This window comes from Saccharococcus sp. Marseille-Q5394, assembly GCF_946901335.1.
GTDB classification, from domain to species: Bacteria; Bacillota; Bacilli; order Bacillales_A; family Planococcaceae; genus Sporosarcina; species Sporosarcina luteola_C.
On the sequence record NZ_CAMPPQ010000002.1, the window covers coordinates 1 to 18105 of the forward strand.

Consider the following 18105-nt stretch of genomic DNA (forward strand, 5'->3'; position numbering starts at 1 on the left):
ATCAGGGAGCAAGCTCCCATCAATCCGCTCGACTTGCATGTATTAGGCACGCCGCCAGCGTTCGTCCTGAGCCAGGATCAAACTCTCCATAATAGAGAAATTCGAGTAGCTCGAGTTTCTTGCTGGCATCAATTAAGATGTCAATTTGAATCCGAAGATTCGTTTGTTCTTTTCACCGACAGAGTCGGCTCCAGAACTTTATTTGTTGACGTTTTGCTGTTCAGTTTTCAAGGTTCATTGTGTGTCGCCCCATCTGAAGCAACTCTTATATAATACCACATTCGCAATTCCGATGTCAACAACTATTTTGAAAAAGTTTTAAGCTGTTTTCAAAGCAGTTATTCACTTACCGGAAACGCAACGTTTATTACTATACCACCCTGCGTTTTTGATTGCAAGACTTATTTCGAAAAAGTTTCCTATTCGATTCAAAGTGAAAGAAAAACCGCGCAATCATTGTTCCGACCATGATTGCGCGGTGCTTGCTCTATATAATTACTCTTTATGTCTCATCTGTGGGAAGAGGAGAATATCACGAATCGATTGTGCGTTGGTCAATAGCATCACGAGACGGTCAATCCCTATTCCAAGGCCGCCTGTTGGAGGAAGTCCATATTCCAGTGCTTCAATGAAGTCTTCATCCATTTCGTGCGCCTCATCATTGCCTTGCTCCTTCTCAACCATTTGCGCTTCGAAACGGGCGCGCTGATCGATTGGATCGTTCAACTCAGTAAATGCATTTGCGTGCTCGCGCCGCACGATGAATAATTCGAAGCGGTCAGTGAAACGTTCATCTTCGGGATTTTTCTTCGCAAGCGGAGAAATTTCCACCGGATGACCGTAGATGAATGTCGGTTGAACAAGTTGCTCTTCAACTTTCTGCTCGAAGAATTCATTCAACACATGACCTACATCCATCATGCCCGCCACTTCAACGCCATGTTCCTTTGCAAGTGCATGCGCTTCTTCCTTCGTCATCTGCTTCCAAAAGTCGACGCCTGTATATTCCTTGATTGCATCCACCATATGCAGACGTTTCCAGCCCGGCGCTAGGTCGATGATATCTTCGCCGTATTTCACTTGCGTTGTACCGAGGACATCTTGTGCGATGTTAGCGACCATATTTTCCGTCAGTTCCATAATGTCTTTATAATCCGCGTAAGCTTCATATAGTTCAATCATCGTAAATTCAGGGTTATGCCTTGTTGAGATCCCTTCATTACGGAAAACACGGCCGATTTCGTACACTTTTTCGAGACCACCGACAATTAGTCGTTTCAAATGAAGCTCGATCGCTATACGCATGTATAGTGTCATGTCCAGAGCGTTATGGTGAGTAATGAACGGACGGGCAGTTGCTCCTCCCGCAATCGAATGCAGCATCGGCGTCTCAACTTCAAGGAAGCCTTGTTCATCCAAATAGCGGCGCATCGATTGGATGATGCGGCTTCTCATGATGAACGTCTCTCTGCTTTCCTCTGACATGATCAAGTCAAGATATCGTTGACGATACCGTTGTTCGATGTCCTTCAATCCGTGGAATTTATCCGGCAACGGACGAAGAGCTTTCGTTAGAAACGTGAATTCCGTCGCTTTAATGGAAAGTTCACCGACTTTCGTTTTGAAGACGTTACCTTTGATTCCGACGATATCCCCTAGATCCGCGTGGCTGAATATGTCATAAGCCTCTTCGCCGATTGCATCTTGACGGACGTAGATTTGAATCTGGCCGCCTAGGTCCTGGATATGGGCAAACCCAGCCTTCCCTTTACCGCGCTTCGTCATGATCCGCCCAGCAATTTTCACTTCATGTACTGTTTCATCCAATTCCTCTTTTGAAAGGCCCTCATAGGCTTCGCGGATTTCGTTGGATAGGTGGGTCCGCTCGTATCTTGCGCCGAACGGGTCTAAACCGCTCTCCCGCAATTCATCCATCTTCTGGCGTCTCACCAGAAGCTGATCGTTCAATTCATCCAAATGGGACATTTCCTTCACTCCTTCATAAGTTATCCCTCACGCCGGATGGCATGCTCCTATTGTACACAAACTCTTTATGTAAAAAAAGCCGCCACTAGATTGGCGGCCCGCATCGCTGTTGCATTATCCGACACTGACTGCAGACTGCTCTCTTTCCGTCATCTCTTCTGCGAACTGATTTAGCAGGCTGATCAAGCCATCAGCATTTTCCATTGCGTTGATATCATTTCGAATCTTAGCATTGCCACGAATGCCCTTCATATACCAAGCAGCATGTTTACGCATTTCCCTGACTGCAACATGTTCACCCTTCAGTGCCATCAGCCGCTCGAAATGCAGTAGACAGACATCGATCTTCTCGCGGGCATTCGGCTCATCAATCAGTTCGCCAGTTTCAAGATAACGCACCGTCCGGTAGATCATCCAAGGGTTTCCGAGGGCCGCCCGTCCGATCATGACGCCGTCAACGCCCGTTTCTTCGAGCATCCTTTTAGCATCTTGCGGAGTTTCAATGTCTCCGTTGCCGATGACGGGTATGGAGACCGCTTCTTTCATCTGACGGATGATGTCCCAATTCGCCTTTCCTTCATACATCTGCAACCGGGTACGTCCATGGACGGCGACCGCAGCGCCGCCTGCACGTTCGACAGCTTGTGCGTTTTCGACGCCAAGAATATGCGCATCGTCCCAACCGATCCTCATTTTGACGCTGACAGGCTTGTCAACTTCCTCGACGACCGCAGACACCATTTCATAGATCTTGTCCGGGTCAAGAAGCCATTTCGCTCCGGCTTCGCACTTGATGATCTTATTTACAGGGCAGCCCATATTGATATCAATGATATCCGCATTCGTATGCTTGTCGACATATCGCGCCGCCTCAACGAGAGTTTCCTTCTCACCACCGAAGATTTGCAGGGATAGCGGATTTTCACGTTCATCTATATAAAGCATGTTCATCGTTTTACTATTCTTAGAGACAATCCCCTTATCGCTGATCATTTCAGCATAGACAAGGCCCGCGCCGAATTCTTTCACAGTCAAACGGAACGCCGAGTTGCAAATGCCTGCCATAGGGGCGAGCACGACCCGGTTATCCATCGTAATACCGCCGATTTTGAACGGTCGCTCTAGTAAATCACTCACTCCTTTTCTCCTTTCTCCAATACTCGGATCGGTTTTCATTCTATCTATGGGTAGGACCGGACATCCGCCGTTTCATAGCAACTGCCCGACTCCCTTAACTTTCTTCCAAAGCAAAACGCCCTCTTCATCAGGAACTTCCACTGTAAACGGGATTCCCGTTACAGGATGTCCGATTGCAGGCGCGATTTCCAATAAAGGCACGAGAACAAATGCCCGTTCACCCATTCTCGGGTGCGGCACAATTAGATTCTCCGCTTCAATATTGTCGTTATTATACAGCAAAATGTCAAGGTCTACAGTCCGTGGGCCCCATCTGATTTCACGTACGCGACCGAGGCCGTTCTCAACCTGTTGGCATGCTGCCAATAATTCAAACGGATCCAATGAAGTCGCAATAGAGACAGCCAAGTTAAGAAAGTCCGCCTGCTCCGTATAACCGACGGGAGCAGTCTCATAGATGGAAGATACTTTCGTCACGTCAATTCCTTCGTGGGAATGAAGTGCACGGACAGCCTCCTTCAGATGATGCAGCCTGTCACCGATATTGGATCCAATAGAGAGGTATGCAATGTTCATGAGAATTGCCCTCTCGTAATTTCCACCGACACGGAAGCATAATGTCCGCGGATCGGCGGATCAGGCTTTATCAAGATGACCCGGACGCCACGGACTTGCTCGTCGAACCTCACTAAAATGAGCCGGGAAATCTCCTCTGCGACCGATTCGATTAGTTTCCTCGGCTCCCCTTCGACGACAGAACGGCACACTTCAAATACCTCTGCGTAATTGACCGTCTTCTCCAAATCATCCGTTGCACCTGCTTCCGCCAAATCAACCGCCAGCGATACATTCACCCGGAAACGCTGACCTAGCACCGTCTCTTCCTTCAATGCACCGTGATAACCGTAAAACTCCAGTTCATTCAAATGAATATAATCCATTTTTACACCCTCCAATTCCCGATCAGTCGACTCGCACTTCCGCCTTACCCGTTAACACATCCATCATCCTCACCATACGTGACATTTCTTTCACGTCATGCACCCTAACCAAGTGACATCCATGCTCAATCCCATAGCAAACCGTAGCGCCAGTCCCTTCCATCCGCTCATCAACCGGCAGATCCAGTATGTTGCCGATCATTCGTTTTCGGGATGTCGCGAGCAAGAGCGGGTACCCCATATCCGAAATATGGCGAAGCCCTTGCATCGCCAATACATTCTGACTAGTATTTTTCGCAAAGCCGATGCCCGGATCGAGCCAAATATTGCTTTCCGGCACTCCCGCCTTGCGTGCGATTGCAATACTTTCCTCCAAGTCCGCAATAACTTCATCCATAAACAGCCCTTTATAATCCGCAGTTTCCCGATTATGCATTAGGATGATCGGCGCTCCGTGAGCCGCTGCCACTTCCGCAATTCTCGGCTCGCGTTTCGCACCCCATACGTCATTGACGATCTTAGCACCCGCTTTCAATGCGGCATCAGCTACGTCCGCCTTATATGTATCGATGGATATGACACAATCCAATTCCCGTACTAACGCCTCGATTACAGGAACCGTCCTCTCCAATTCCAAATCGAGCGAGACCGGGGCGTGGCCAGGCCGGGTCGACTCGCCGCCGATATCGATGATTTTCGCTCCATCCCGAAGCATTTCTTCAGCTCGTTTCAAAGCCGCATCAATTTGCCCGTATTTGCCTCCATCCGAGAAGGAGTCCGGCGTGACATTCAAGATGCCCATGACAGCCGTCTCTTTTTTAAAGTCAAATTCGGTATTCCCTAAACGGTATATCTCTATCGCTTTTGATAATTCCATGTCTTTACCCTTCCTTCATTCGATCGATTGCCCGCACGTATAATCGATGCAGTTTTTGATAATAAACCCCTGAAGTCCCAGGCATCAACCGCTCGCCTACAGAAGAAATAGGAACAAGCTCTTGAATCGAGTTCGAAACGAACACTTCATCCGCCTGCTCGACGTCACTTTTCGTAAACAACCCGATATGTATAGCCATGCCGGCTTCCGCTCCGAGCTTCAATAAAAAACCGCGCGTAAGACCGGGCAGAATCCCTGTCTCTGTTGACGGCGTATATAATGCTCCATCTTTCACCCAAAACACATTGGATGTAACGCCTTCAGCGACATAGCCATCCGCCGTGAGGAAAATCCCTTCCAGCTCCTTCAATGAAGGAAGTTCCAATCGACCGCGCACATTGTTCAGGAAGTTATGCGACTTGTGGCGGACCTTGCTTTCAGGGAGATTCCTTTCCGTCTCAAGCCAAACAGCCTTCTTTTCCGTTCCCCGCGCCACAACCGCAAGCTCTTTGCGGAACAGGATGACGTTCGGCGACTTGTATTCGGAAGGGGTCAATCCGATATCGTGCACACCCGCCGACACATTCAGACGGAAATACCCGTCTTGTTCGCCCGAACAGACGTGCAGCCCTCGGATCGCCTCCAAAATCTCCTCGTCGGAATAAGGCATTGTAATTCGGTATTCTCGCAATGCTGCACGAAGACGTTCCATATGCTCTTTGAATAAAAATACATGCCCTTCATATGTCCTAAACGTCTCAAAAAAACCTGCTCCATATAAAAACCCATGATCTAACGGGGAAATCCGCAATTGTTCCGCCTGTTCAAATTCACCGTTCATCCAACAAAGCATGGAGGTGCTCCTCCTTTCATTCAGCCGCTTCGGCCATTTCCTTCGCCTGCCAGAGCGCCCTTGCCTTATTGAGCGACTCCTCATATTCCGCTCTAGGATCGGAGTCCGCGACAAGCCCGGCACCCGCCTGGATATGAGCGACTCCATCTTTTATATACGCAGTCCGGATGACGATGTTAAAATCCATGTCACCGTTAAAGCCGATCCAACCGACCGACCCCGTATACAAACCTCTCCGCGTCGGCTCCAACTCCTCAATGATTTCCATCGTGCGCAGCTTTGGCGAGCCGGTGATCGAACCTCCAGGGAAGACTCCTCTGATGATAGCGGCGTTCGATAGTTCAGGAGCCGCCGTACCCTTTACATTTGATACGAGATGCATAACATGCGAATACCGCTCAATGACCATGAACTCATCCGTTTCCACCGTTTCCGGAATGCAGACTTGTCCAAAGTCCTCAATCTCCTGTTCGACAAGCATAACATGCTCGCCTTTTTCCTTTTCATCCGAGAGCAAGTCCTTCTCAAACGCTTCGTCCTCGATTTCCGTCGTTCCTCTCGGCCTTGTTCCCCCGATCGGACGTGTACTCAAGTCCGTTCCGCGTTTTTTCAGCAATAATTCAGGAGAGCCGGAAACGACAGCGAACTCCTTTGCTCCGATCGACGCCATATATGGCGATGGATTGAAAGATCGCAGCGCTTCGTACATCGAAAGAGGATCAGCGGAAAGCTTCTTCGATTGACGGACTGTCAAATTGACTTGATTAACGTCCCCGTCCGCTATATAACGCTGGACATCTCTGACCATCTGCTCGAATTGAGGTCCGGTAACCGACACTTCCACATTTTCAGGTCTTGTATAATCAATTGTACGACTAGCCGGCGTGAGGACACGCTTCCCGATGCCAACTTCCGCCGCCTCCATCCATTCCCTCTCCACTTCCGATGCATCCAACCCTCGTCCGGGCAGTGTCATGAAATAGGCGGTTTCGGTTTCGAGATCGAGGACCGCCCAGCGATCAAACAAATAGAAGAAAATGTCCGGCGTTTCGAGGTCATCCACAGCAATATGAGGAATCGGTTCGTATGTACGAGCGTAATCATAGCTGACGAAACCGATGGCACCCCCTTGGAAGGCCGGCAGTTCAGGTATATTGTCCATTTGCATCGATTCGACGAACTCGGATAACAGATCAAGCGGTTCACCTTCCCGCACTTGCTTCTCCCCGTCACGCCATTCAAGCTCCAATGATTGAGACTGCTTGCTAGTCAGCGTCACGAGAGGATCGATGCCCGCGATGCATAGCTTACCTGCTCGCCCACTTTCCAGTAAAATATGATGTTCCGCTGTTTTCGCAAGTTCTTTATAGGCATAAAAAAATTGCTCCTTCGTCATTCCGGCCTTCTTATAATCAGGATGCAATCTATCCATTTCGTTTTCCCCCAGCTCCATTTAATATAGTTATCTTAACGTTTAAAGTCCCTTTTAGGCTAGTATTAGAAACAAAAAAAGAGAGCTGCAATAGCTCTCTCTTCAATAATCCTGTTCTTATTCTTCTTCAAAATGATAAAGCGGGGTGCTCAAGTAACGTTCACCGTTTGACGGAAGGATAGCAACGACGTTCTTGCCTTTCCCGAGCTTTTCTGCAACTTGGATTGCTGCGAAGATCGCCGCCCCCGAGGAGACACCGCCCAGGATTCCCTCTTCCCGTGCCGCTCTTCTAGCTGTATCGTAAGCTTCGTCATTCGTCACTTGGATAATTTCATCGTAAATGTCCGTGTCGAGCACTTTCGGAATGAAACCTGCGCCGATTCCTTGGATTTTATGCGGTCCCGGTTTACCACCTGAAAGGACTGCTGAATCAGTCGGTTCCACAGCGATGATCTTTACGTCCGGGAAACGTTCTTTCAATACGCCACCTGCCCCGGTGATGGTGCCCCCCGTGCCGATGCCCGAAATGAATGCATCGACACGATCGAGCGCATCTGCAATTTCCGGCCCTGTCGTCAGACGGTGCACTTCCGGATTCGCTTCGTTATTGAATTGCTGCGGCATGAACCAACCATTTTTCTCGGCAAGCTCTTCCGCTTTTCCGATAGCCCCTTTCATCCCTTCCGACCCCGGTGTCAGGACAAGGTCCGCTCCATAAGCGCGCAACAGGTTCCGACGCTCCAAACTCATCGTGTCCGGCATGACCAGGACCGCCTTATACCCTTTCGCTGCTGCAATCATCGCTAGACCGATACCCGTATTTCCGCTCGTCGGCTCAATGATCGTACTGCCTTCCTTCAAATCCCCGGATTGTTCCGCGGCTTCAATCATCGCAAGCGCTATCCTATCTTTGACACTCGATCCCGGATTGAAGTATTCCAGTTTCAAATAAATATCAGCGCTGTCCGGATTCGCCATGCGGTTCAACTTGACGAGCGGCGTTTTCCCAACTAGATCCGCAATCGTGTTCCCGACTTTATTCATTCCAACCCACTCCTAATCCCTACTTATTTGATATGTTTTATTGTATTAATAGTACACCCGAATTGTGACCAGTGTCAATCAATAATGCCTCCTATACTCTTTCCCTTTTTCCAATTGGATAATCTAAAAAAGGGCTAAAAAAGCTGTTCAGAACCACCCACTTAGTGCGAGGTCCGAACAGCTTTTATTTTATTTTCCGTAAAACCATTTTGCATCAAACTCTTTCCAGAACGCCTCAGGATTGACCGATTGCGGAAGTTGTTCAATGGCGAGCTCGCGTTTAATATGCTCTTTCACTTCTTCAAAGGAGAACGCCCTGCCTTCCACCACTTCATTCACTAGGATAATAGCGTATGTACCGTCCTGCAACTGGATAGCGTCACCGATCTTGCCTTCCTTCTGTTTTGACGCAGCTTTATAGATTGCTGGGTCGATCGTTTCCGTCTCAGCATTTATATAGCCGATGTCACCGCCGAGGCTTGCCGACGCAAGATCGGTCGATAACTCTTTTGCCATGGCATTGAAGCTTGATCCCTTTGCCAACTCATCCAATGCCTGCTCCGCCTCATCCTTCGTCGGAACAATGATAACAGAAGTCCGATATGCGGTTAAAATATTATAGAGGGACTCATTCTTATCATAAAAAGATTTCACGGTTTCATCGTCAATGACGACATCATTCGATAAAACCTTCTCCAGAATAAGGTGGGAACGGATTTTTTGCCTGGTTTGCTCAATATCCAGTCCCGAGTGGGATTGGCCGTCCACCGAAGTGATCAACGCTAGTTCAAGTTCGATTTCTTTGTCAGTCACTTCGATGCCGTATTTCTTCGCCGCCGTCTCCATCACTTTATTGTTAACGAGATCAAGTAGCACTTCCCGCCCGACTTCCTTTTCCATGGCAGTCATCCATTGCCCCCTCGTAATCGCCTCGCCCGCGACCGAAGCAACCTCTTCATCGGGCTGCTTCGATTTATCAGGTATGAGCCATCCGATGAACCATAGGACGTTACAGGCAAGAAGGATGCCAATCAGGAAAAGAAGCGGTTTCGTTTTCAATTTCCTTCTTGGAGGGACCGTCTCCTGGACGTTACGACCTTGACCGTATTTCATCGATAAATCCTTCAAGCTCTTCTTTTGTGAATAGATACTTCTCTAAACAGAAATGGCATTGAGCTTCCGCCTGGCCATCCTCATCAATCATTTCACGGATTTCCTGCTCTCCAAGACCAATAATCGCGTTGCCGAAACGTTCTTTGGAGCAATTGCATCGGAATGCAACGTCCATGCGATCGAGGATTTCAACATTGTCTTTCCCTAACACTTCCCCGAGTACTTCTTCAGGCGTCAATCCACGGTCAATCATCCTTGAAATGGGTTCAACGTTTGCAAGCTTTTTCTCAAGCGCGCTGATCGTCTCTTCCGTCGCACCCGGCATCACTTGGATAATGAATCCTCCTGCAGCCTTTACAGTATTATCCGGATTAACAAGGACACCTAATGCAACCGCTGAAGGCACCTGCTCTGATACGACGAAATATTGAGTGAAGTCTTCCGCAATTTCACCGGAAACAATAGGAACTTGTCCCGTGAAAAAGTCGCGTAAACCTAGGTCTTTAACAACCGTCAACATCCCTTCCGCGCCCACAGCGCGTCGAACGTCAAGTTTCCCTTGTTCGTTCAATTCAAAATGGGTGTGCGGATGTGTGATGTAACCTTTTACATCTCCGTTGGCATCAGCATCGACGACAATCGGTCCGGCGGGGCCATTCCCTTCGATTTTCACCGTCAGTTTGTCATCGCCTTTCAGCATAGCCCCCATCATGAGCGCCGCTGTCATCGTCCGGCCTAAAGCAGCTGTAGCTGTCGGCCATACATGATGCTTTTTCTGTCCCTCCGCCACTGCATTTGTCGAATTCACCGCATAGGCACGAATGGTCCCTTCATAAGCCAATGCTTTTATCAAATAATCTGTCATTCATAACTGCTCCCTTCAAACATTTCTCTCGTAAATCAAGTGAAGCCCCTTCAATGTAAGGAAATTGTCTACGATGTCAATCACTTTCGTTTCACTGGCAATCAGTTCGGCAAGCCCACCCGTAGCAATGACGGTCGGTTCCACCTTACTGTGCGCTTTCATCCTTCCGACGATACCTTCAACAAGTCCTACATAACCATAAACAATTCCTGCTTGCATCGCGGCTACGGTGTTCTTGCCGATAATATGGTCTGGCCGCGTTAATTCCACACGGGGCAATTTAGATGCCCGATCGAATAATGCTTCCATGGAAATGCCGATACCAGGCGCAATCGAGCCGCCCATATACTCGCCCTTTTCGTTCACATAACAAAATGTCGTCGCAGTCCCGAAATCGACAATAATGAGCGGAGAGCCATAATCATGGATGGCCGCAACCGCATTGACGATACGGTCTGCACCCACTTCACGGGGATTTTCGTATTTTATATTCAACCCTGTTTTAACGCCAGGACCGACGATGAGCGGACGTAAGTTAAAATACTTCCTGCACATCTGTTCAAGCGGGAACATGACCGGCGGAACGACTGAGGAAATGATGATGCCATTGATATCCTCAAAACTAAGGCCTGCATGGGTAAATAGCGCTTTCACGGACATGGCATATTCGTCTTCCGTTCTTTGCCTGTACGTTTCCATGCGCCAATGGTGCTTCAATTCCCCTTTATCATAAACGCCAAGAACGATATTCGTATTTCCTGTATCCAATACTAGAATCATTTTCTTTTCCTCGCTAACATTCGTCATTTTCCAGAGTATCATACCACAAACCAAAAGCGGAGGGCGACGGTTAGCTTCGATAGGCGGTGGAGGGTTTGAAAAAAAGGCGCTCCTTGCCTTTTCTTTCAAAATCGAAGCGACCCGAGGAGCTGTCGCCCGGAGTCTAGACGTCAAGAAATAAAAACAGCCGACTGCCTTAAAAAGCAGTCGACTGGAATGTTACCTTTTAAGTTGGAGCGTTTCGTTAATCTCTTCTATGTTCATCGATCGGAGGAAGTGGCTGATCTCCACCATTCTCCTTCGGCAGATCTCCGATGGAAGGGTCTGCGGGCGCGCCTATCGAATCAGGGTGGACCGAGTCCTTTTCAGCTTCTGCATCTTCCTTTTTCGGTTGTGAGCCATTTCCATTTTGTTCATATGGACGCTCAGGCAAAGTGCCATGATCTTTCAAGTGATTGATCTGCTCTGCATCCAACGTTTCCACTTCGAGTAGCGTTGTTGCTATCAAGTCGAGCAAATTGCGGTGCTCGGTCAAAATAGTAGTTGTGCGCTCATACTGTTCCTTAATGATGCGCTGCATTTCCTGGTCGATTTCATATGCGATCGATTCGGAATAGTTCTGTTCGGAATTAAAGTCTCTTCCAAGGAAGACATTGCCGCCTTGCGCCTGGCCGAATTGCATCGGTCCGAGCTTTTTGCTCATACCGTATTCCGTCACCATTGAGCGCGCAATACCCGTAGCGCGTTGGAAGTCGTTATGGGCACCCGTGGATACTTCGCCAAGAACGATTTCTTCCGCTACACGTCCCCCGAGGAGGCCCGCAATTTTGTCGAGAAGTTCAGGCTTCGTCATGAAGTAACGGTCCTCTTTCGGCAGCATGACAGCATATCCGCCGGCCTGGCCGCGAGGGACAATCGTCACCTTATGGACGATTTCAGCGTCATCCAACATAAGTCCGACAACGACGTGACCCGCTTCGTGGAATGCGACGATGTTTCTTTCCTTTTCAGAAATGACCCGGCTCGTTTTAGCTGGTCCTGCAATGACACGGTCCGTTGCTTCATCGATATCCGACATATCAATTTTCGCCTTGCCCCGTCTAGCCGCGACTAACGCAGCTTCATTCAATAAGTTTTCCAAGTCGGCACCTGAGAATCCAGGCGTCCGTTGCGCAATAGCTGTCAAATTGACTGACTCGTCAAGCGGCTTGTTACGCGCATGCACTTTCAAGACCGCTTCACGGCCTCTTACATCCGGACGGCCAACAGTGATCTGACGGTCAAAACGTCCTGGACGCAGAAGTGCAGGGTCGAGGATATCGGGACGGTTCGTCGCGGCAACGATGATGATTCCTTCGTTTCCGTCGAATCCATCCATTTCAACTAATAGCTGGTTCAACGTCTGTTCACGCTCGTCATGCCCGCCACCGAGACCTGCGCCCCGTTGACGTCCGACTGCATCGATTTCATCGATAAAGATAATACACGGTGCATTCTTTTTCGCATTTTCGAATAAGTCACGGACACGGGATGCCCCGACCCCGACAAACATCTCAACGAAATCCGAACCGGAGATCGAGAAGAAAGGTACGCCGGCTTCACCCGCAACAGCGCGCGCTAATAGCGTTTTACCTGTACCAGGAGGTCCGACCAAAAGAATCCCTTTTGGAATACGCGCTCCAAGTTCAACAAACTTACGTGAGTCTTTCAAGAAATCCACAACTTCTTCAAGCTCGGCTTTCTCTTCATCCGCACCCGCAACGTCTGTGAATCTGACTTTTTTGCGATCATCGGAATGGAGCTTCGCCTTGCTTTTCCCGAAATTCATGACTCGGCCGCCACCGCCGCCTTGTGCTTGATTCAATAGGAAGAAGAATAGGATGATGATGATAATGAATGGAACTAATCCTGTGAAGAAGGCTACCCATGCACTTGTTTCAGGTGCTTGTAGAATTTGGATCTCAGGGTTATTCGTTGTCCCGACTGTACGTATCTCACGTATTTCATCCATGACGGCGGAATCATCCACCAGGACATTTGTCGTAAACTTCTCTCCCTCTTCATAGCCCTTCATAGTACCTTCAACGGTCAGAACACCACGGACGGGTTGAAACGACATCGTTTCAATTTCGCCTTTTTCTAGTTCTGTGAGAAATTGATCATACCGAATCTCTTTCGTTTTCGGATTCGGATTATTTAGTGAACTGAAAATCCCCATAATTGCAAGGAAGATCAATCCGTATAATAGAAAGTATCGAAGTATACGATTCATCCCAAGCCTCCTCATTTCTTTCAACAGAAAACTATTGTAAATCTTATCATATAACGGATTCAACCTACAAAGGAAATGCCTTTTTTAGGCACAGATAATGAAATTGTCTTGCTTACGGCTCCACACTCTTAGATTCTAGCATGCCAACTTCGTGCCCACTATGGAAAAAGCTTTCCACCGCCCCTTGTAAAGGTTTGTTGAAAAGCTTTCAGAAAGAGTAGATTTCCTTTTTCAATACACCGATATAAGGCAAGTTCCTATATTTTTCTGCGTAATCAAGTCCATAACCGACAACAAATGCGTCCGGTACAAGGAATCCGACATAGTCTGCTTTCAAGTCCACTTTTCGGCCTGTCGGTTTGTCAAGCAACGTTACGATTTTTATGGATTTCGCTTTCCGGTATTTGAAGAGTTCGACCAAATAATTCAATGTTTTACCGCTGTCGATAATGTCTTCGATGATCAACACGTCGCGACCCTCTACACTTGCATTCAAGTCTTTGACGATTTTCACTTCTCCTGATGATACTGTTGCATTTCCGTAACTCGATACATCCATGAAATCCAATTCAATATACGCATCGATCCGTTTGATCAAGTCGCTCATGAACGGCAATGCTCCTTTAAGGACGCCGATTGCAAGCGGGAATTTATCATGGTAATCCGCTGTCAGCACGGCACCAAGTTCCGCAACTTTCTCCTGGATCTGTTCTTCTGTGATGAGTATTTCTTCAATATCTTTTTGCAACATCAAGTTCCCTCTCTTTTCCGTTAAGATTTTCACGTTTTTTCATTTTAAATATGTACTTTTCCTGTTCTGTTTTCCGTTCCCTGAACTGGATGCCATATCGTACGCCAGGAATGGCGCATATTTCCTCGTTCGCAGTTGTGATAACCGGTATCTTGCGTCTTTGTTCGGCACCGATCTTTTCGTCAATGAACAATCTGGACAAGCGCTTCGGTCGGGCCATGCCCGGAAGCAATAGACGGTCACCGTCTTTTCTGCCCCTCACGTAAAGCGGCAAATCGGCATCGGGTAAATCGAAATACATCAATTCCAATGCGTCCTCTTCATGTTCATCCGCATCGTCCCAATATAACAGTATATCCCCCCAGCACGTCCATTGGCCTTTTTCCAGCTCGCGAAGGGAAGTATCCGGTATTGGCATATTCTCCACAATCGAAACAATGCCATATTCCCTCACGAAGCGGTATCCTTTCGGAAGGTCGATCGTGACATTTCCTGCACTTGCGGACAGATGGTGATGCAACTGATTCAAAAGTGCTGTGTTGTATTCAACAGGTTTGATTTCCCCGAAGTATAGATAATTCAATAGTAGTGGAATGAAGCGCTTTTGTAAAGCAGTGTGCATGCTTCTGAAAAGATCTACTGAGAAGGTAGGAAGTCCGTCTTCTTTGAACGTTACGACGGACGCGAAATGCTCCTTTGCAAGGCTGTCTAAGAGCATCTCATCCTCCTGCAGCCCCATCGTCATTTTAACGACATTCAATGCCGCGGAGGGGTTTTCTGACATGATTACCGGTGCGACATGGCGGCGGAGCCGATTCCGCAAATAAGCGTCACTTTCATTGCTCGGGTCCGCCCTGAATTGTGCACCGCGCTCTATCACATAGGCATGCAGCTCTTCCTTCATTGCAGGAAGAAACGGCCTGCTGACAACCCCGCCATCGATTTTCCGGCTCATCGGGATGCCGATTGGGGAGCTCCCCTTTGACAATTGCATGAGCACCGTCTCCAATTGGTCTTCTGCGTGATGCGCCGTCGCCAGTACATCATATTGTTCCGCCTGCATCACTTCACTGAAAAAGGCGTATCGTCCAGTACGGCAAACGTCCTGCATATTTCCACCTTCTTCGTTCAGGATGGAGGGTACAGGGACATTTCCGCCGAAGAAAGGAATTCCAAGCTTTTCACATAACCCCTTCACAAGTTTGCCGTCATCCGCTGACTCCCGCCCACGAAGCATATGATCGACATGGGCAGCAGCTACTTCAATCCGCATTTCTTCGCGGATTCCTGCCATAAAGAGCAAAAGTGCGACTGAATCCACCCCGCCCGAGCATGCGACTAGAACCCGGTGACCCGATGACAGTAATCTCTGTTTATGAATGAATTCAAGGATTTTTCTTTCGAATGCCTGCATTTTTCGCCCTCCACATTATTGTCTTTTCACCTACCCCTTATTCTACCCCATAACTTTTTCCCGGGAAATAAATCGATTTGTGGGCTTTATTGTCGTCCACTTTGGTAAAACGTGTTCAACCTTCATTACCAACACAGTCCGGTCGTCCGCCACAATTCCGAACTTCCTTTCCATTTCGTACATGATACGGTCAGCCATAGGCTCACAAGACAGATGCTCATACTTTTCCAATATTCCATAGATCGCATCTTCCTGTTTTTCAATTGTAACGGATCCGTTGAATACGCCATCCGTTAGCATGACGATAATATCCCCTGACTTCAATTCTTCATTTGTCGCTTCCACCGAAAATGATGGCAGGAACCCGACAGGAACCGATTTGCTATCAAGCCGGAGGAAATCTTGGCCCCGTTTAATATACGTGCTCATTGAACCCGCCTTCCAAGACCAAAGCCGTCCATCCTGCAGGTCAACCAAAGCTAAATCCAGCGTCGCGTACATATCATCAAGCCCATTCAACGACATCATATAATGTAATGTATGCATCGCCGTTTCCGGATCCATCTTCCGGTCCAAACACTCCCGCATGAGACGAATCACTTTCCGGCTTTCCCGATAAGCATTTATATCATGCCCCATGCCATCCGAAAGTAGAACAGCGGTGAGTCCATCATGAATTGGAAACACTTCATAGGCGTCTCCTGCATGGAATGTCCCTCCCCCAGCCGTCGCTACAATTCCATATTCTAATGAAAAACGGACAGACGAGGAAAACATCAGTTGGATATGAGGAAACGGGTCTTGCAGAGCGACAGTTTTCTCCACTTTAAACGGCTCGCGGTAGACTTCCTCCAACAGCGGTAATATGAGACGTTCTGCCACCGTCATATCCGTCTCGAAATCCGAACGTCTTTCAGGGGTTGAAATTACGATCCGGTAAGCTCCCTTCTCTTCTGATAAAATATCGATCTGATAATATTCGATTCCTTGCGACTGTAAATGCTTCCCCAATTCCTCCTCCGCAAGATGGTTAACCGACATCTCCCCTTTTATATCATTCATGATTTTCTCCAAATGAGTGCTCATATCTCTCAATTGTAAGGCAAGCATTTTCCGCCCATGCTGAAGCTGCCCCATCAAAAGATGATTGGAAGCCGACTCCTCCAACTCGGAAATCAATCCTGAAGAACGGATACACTTATATTTGATCCTCTCTTCCACACGATGGCGCGCCGCTTTCTTGGTCGCCGAATACGTCCCTTCCCACTCATAAAGGAGACGCGCCATTCCTTCTTCATTTCCCTCCCAGCATTTTGAATATCTGAAACAGGACTGGCATATCGATGGGATGTTCTGCGCAGCATTCACGTCATCTGAAGCGAACCGATCATTGACGAGAGTAGACATAAATTCAGCAAACTGTTGAAAATCCGATAATTGCTCATCCAGACGGTCGGTCAACCATTGCTGCCGCTTCACCGAAATATCCTGTTGACCTGTCGGCGTAATCATCCGCCCAATCGGTTCAACTTTCTTTGTCGGGACAAAGAAGAACAGAAGCGTCGCCAAGCCGATCGTCATGAAGTGGGATGTATCTAGCGGCAATGTAAAGTCATATAGAAGGAAGAAGACGGATACAGCAAAGCCGCCTGTCGCAATACCTAATTTCCCGAGACGTTTGAAAGCGCCTGCAAAAAACCCCGTCATGCCATATACGGCCATCATCCCGGTAAACGACAATTCCGCAACTCCTGCAATCGCCGCGATCATCATCGCAATCGTCGTGGAGAACGGCAGACCTCCAGCAAGTGCTGCCAGCAAAATGGTCAAATGAAGCAGCAATCCTGAAATTGAAATCGGACCGACCATGAGATTGCCCATCCCGGTTGTCGCCATGATGCCGACAATGCAAACAGCCCCGAGACGTTCCGGCGACCACTGGCCATAAAAGATACGCTCACGATGAGGAAATGCAACAAACAGGAAAAATGTCATGAACAGCGCCAATACCGCTTCGAAACCGATCGACAATTGCACATCAACAGGCGTATGCCCGCTATGCATGACAAACTGCCATAAAACTTGAACAACTATGATCGTACCTGCAACTGTCAATGGAATGGACTTCCTCATAAGAGGATGCTTGCTCACCACATTAAATAACAGCAATTGCAGTAAATGGATCACTGCTTGTCCCAGCCCCAGAATTGCCCCTCCCGCAATTCCGCCGATGAATACATAAACGAGATGATTCCTGAATCGCATTTGCGCCAAAGCCCAAATCGGCAAGAAAAAAGGGACAGCCGCGTTGAACAGAACAGCTTGCGACAAGAAAAATGTGCTTAGTAAAAAGAACGCCGCCATTAATACATACATCTTCCGCTTGCCCATCGTGCTCACCACGTGACGAATCTGTTGGCCTACCGGTCTTTCAAGATTGCCTATCATCTTCATCTCAACATTCCCCCTATGTCTACTTGTCCCTGAGTATACATAGGTCAAGCCAAAGAATTTGTCTGTTCCTGACAAGGGGCTCCATAAATCTTTCGACGAGTTCCGTAGCAATTTTCTGTTTTCCAACGAAAGGTTGACAGACTCCGTCGACCGTTGTATTATGGTTATTGTCGTTCAGAATTAATT

15 protein-coding genes and 1 rRNA gene are annotated in these 18105 nt (G+C 48.1%); all 16 read right to left on the minus strand.

What is annotated here, in order from left to right:
• Positions 1 to 93 (minus strand): 16S ribosomal RNA (locus OC538_RS10455); the annotation flags it as partial.
• A gap of 402 nt (positions 94 to 495) precedes the next feature.
• Complete coding sequence (gene lysS / locus OC538_RS10460; RefSeq protein ID WP_251697121.1) at positions 496 to 1986, minus strand: lysine--tRNA ligase; 1491 nt, start codon at positions 1984 to 1986, stop codon at positions 496 to 498.
• Positions 1987 to 2100: 114 nt separating this feature from the next.
• Entirely contained in the window at positions 2101 to 3078 is a 978-nt protein-coding gene (gene dusB / locus OC538_RS10465; protein ID WP_251697127.1) for a tRNA dihydrouridine synthase DusB, read from the minus strand.
• 117 nt (positions 3079 to 3195) lie between these two features.
• On the minus strand, positions 3196 to 3699 hold the full coding sequence (gene folK, locus OC538_RS10470; RefSeq protein ID WP_251697120.1) for a 2-amino-4-hydroxy-6-hydroxymethyldihydropteridine diphosphokinase: 504 nt from the start codon (positions 3697 to 3699) through the stop codon (positions 3196 to 3198).
• Entirely contained in the window at positions 3696 to 4064 is a 369-nt protein-coding gene (gene folB, locus OC538_RS10475; RefSeq protein ID WP_251697119.1) for a dihydroneopterin aldolase, read from the minus strand. The genes folK and folB overlap by 4 nt, the downstream gene beginning before the upstream one ends.
• A 22-nt stretch (positions 4065 to 4086) precedes the next feature.
• Entirely contained in the window at positions 4087 to 4941 is an 855-nt protein-coding gene (gene folP / locus OC538_RS10480; RefSeq protein ID WP_251697118.1) for a dihydropteroate synthase, read from the minus strand.
• Between the two features lie 4 nt (positions 4942 to 4945).
• On the minus strand, positions 4946 to 5794 hold the full coding sequence (gene pabC / locus OC538_RS10485; protein WP_251697117.1) for an aminodeoxychorismate lyase: 849 nt from the start codon (positions 5792 to 5794) through the stop codon (positions 4946 to 4948).
• A 16-nt stretch (positions 5795 to 5810) separates the two neighbouring features.
• Positions 5811 to 7226: an anthranilate synthase component I family protein gene (locus OC538_RS10490; RefSeq protein ID WP_251697116.1), complete on the minus strand. Its 1416-nt coding sequence runs from the start codon at positions 7224 to 7226 to the stop codon at positions 5811 to 5813.
• Between the two features lie 117 nt (positions 7227 to 7343).
• Positions 7344 to 8270, minus strand: a complete 927-nt coding sequence (gene cysK, locus OC538_RS10495) for a cysteine synthase A (protein ID WP_251697115.1) — start codon at positions 8268 to 8270, stop codon at positions 7344 to 7346.
• A gap of 189 nt (positions 8271 to 8459) precedes the next feature.
• Complete coding sequence (locus OC538_RS10500; protein ID WP_251697113.1) at positions 8460 to 9383, minus strand: peptidyl-prolyl cis-trans isomerase; 924 nt, start codon at positions 9381 to 9383, stop codon at positions 8460 to 8462.
• Complete coding sequence (gene hslO, locus OC538_RS10505) at positions 9361 to 10248, minus strand: Hsp33 family molecular chaperone HslO (RefSeq protein WP_251697111.1); 888 nt, start codon at positions 10246 to 10248, stop codon at positions 9361 to 9363. The genes OC538_RS10500 and hslO overlap by 23 nt, the downstream gene beginning before the upstream one ends.
• Positions 10249 to 10263: 15 nt before the next feature.
• Positions 10264 to 11028 carry a type III pantothenate kinase gene (locus OC538_RS10510; protein WP_251697109.1) on the minus strand — a complete coding sequence of 255 codons (765 nt, stop codon included), beginning with the start codon at positions 11026 to 11028 and terminating at the stop codon, positions 10264 to 10266.
• Positions 11029 to 11272: 244 nt separating this feature from the next.
• Positions 11273 to 13300 carry an ATP-dependent zinc metalloprotease FtsH gene (gene ftsH / locus OC538_RS10515; RefSeq protein WP_251697107.1) on the minus strand — a complete coding sequence of 676 codons (2028 nt, stop codon included), beginning with the start codon at positions 13298 to 13300 and terminating at the stop codon, positions 11273 to 11275.
• Between the two features lie 208 nt (positions 13301 to 13508).
• A complete protein-coding gene (hpt, locus tag OC538_RS10520; RefSeq protein ID WP_251697105.1) occupies positions 13509 to 14051 on the minus strand; it encodes a hypoxanthine phosphoribosyltransferase in 543 nt (180 codons plus the stop codon).
• Complete coding sequence (tilS, locus tag OC538_RS10525) at positions 14032 to 15465, minus strand: tRNA lysidine(34) synthetase TilS (RefSeq protein ID WP_251697104.1); 1434 nt, start codon at positions 15463 to 15465, stop codon at positions 14032 to 14034. Before tilS ends, hpt begins: the two co-directional genes overlap by 20 nt.
• A 42-nt stretch (positions 15466 to 15507) precedes the next feature.
• On the minus strand, positions 15508 to 17919 hold the full coding sequence (locus tag OC538_RS10530) for a SpoIIE family protein phosphatase (protein WP_251697102.1): 2412 nt from the start codon (positions 17917 to 17919) through the stop codon (positions 15508 to 15510).
• Positions 17920 to 18105: the final 186 nt, after the last annotated feature.

Excerpts from the sequence above, each read along its gene's own strand:
- dusB (WP_251697127.1), bottom strand. The coding sequence starts at position 3,078 with ATGGATAACCGGGTCGTGCTCGCCCCTATGGCAGGCATTTGCAACTCG.
- OC538_RS10530 (WP_251697102.1), bottom strand. The coding sequence starts at position 17,919 with ATGAAGATGATAGGCAATCTTGAAAGACCGGTAGGCCAACAGATTCGT.
- pabC (WP_251697117.1), bottom strand. The coding sequence starts at position 5,794 with ATGCTTTGTTGGATGAACGGTGAATTTGAACAGGCGGAACAATTGCGG.
- folK (WP_251697120.1), bottom strand. The coding sequence starts at position 3,699 with ATGAACATTGCATACCTCTCTATTGGATCCAATATCGGTGACAGGCTG.
- cysK (WP_251697115.1), bottom strand. The coding sequence starts at position 8,270 with ATGAATAAAGTCGGGAACACGATTGCGGATCTAGTTGGGAAAACGCCG.
- hpt (WP_251697105.1), bottom strand. The coding sequence starts at position 14,051 with ATGTTGCAAAAAGATATTGAAGAAATACTCATCACAGAAGAACAGATC.
- ftsH (WP_251697107.1), bottom strand. The coding sequence starts at position 13,300 with ATGAATCGTATACTTCGATACTTTCTATTATACGGATTGATCTTCCTT.
- OC538_RS10500 (WP_251697113.1), bottom strand. The coding sequence starts at position 9,383 with ATGAAATACGGTCAAGGTCGTAACGTCCAGGAGACGGTCCCTCCAAGA.
- folB (WP_251697119.1), bottom strand. The coding sequence starts at position 4,064 with ATGGATTATATTCATTTGAATGAACTGGAGTTTTACGGTTATCACGGT.
- OC538_RS10510 (WP_251697109.1), bottom strand. The coding sequence starts at position 11,028 with ATGATTCTAGTATTGGATACAGGAAATACGAATATCGTTCTTGGCGTT.
- lysS (WP_251697121.1), bottom strand. The coding sequence starts at position 1,986 with ATGTCCCATTTGGATGAATTGAACGATCAGCTTCTGGTGAGACGCCAG.
- tilS (WP_251697104.1), bottom strand. The coding sequence starts at position 15,465 with ATGCAGGCATTCGAAAGAAAAATCCTTGAATTCATTCATAAACAGAGA.
- OC538_RS10490 (WP_251697116.1), bottom strand. The coding sequence starts at position 7,226 with ATGGATAGATTGCATCCTGATTATAAGAAGGCCGGAATGACGAAGGAG.
- folP (WP_251697118.1), bottom strand. The coding sequence starts at position 4,941 with ATGGAATTATCAAAAGCGATAGAGATATACCGTTTAGGGAATACCGAA.
- hslO (WP_251697111.1), bottom strand. The coding sequence starts at position 10,248 with ATGACAGATTATTTGATAAAAGCATTGGCTTATGAAGGGACCATTCGT.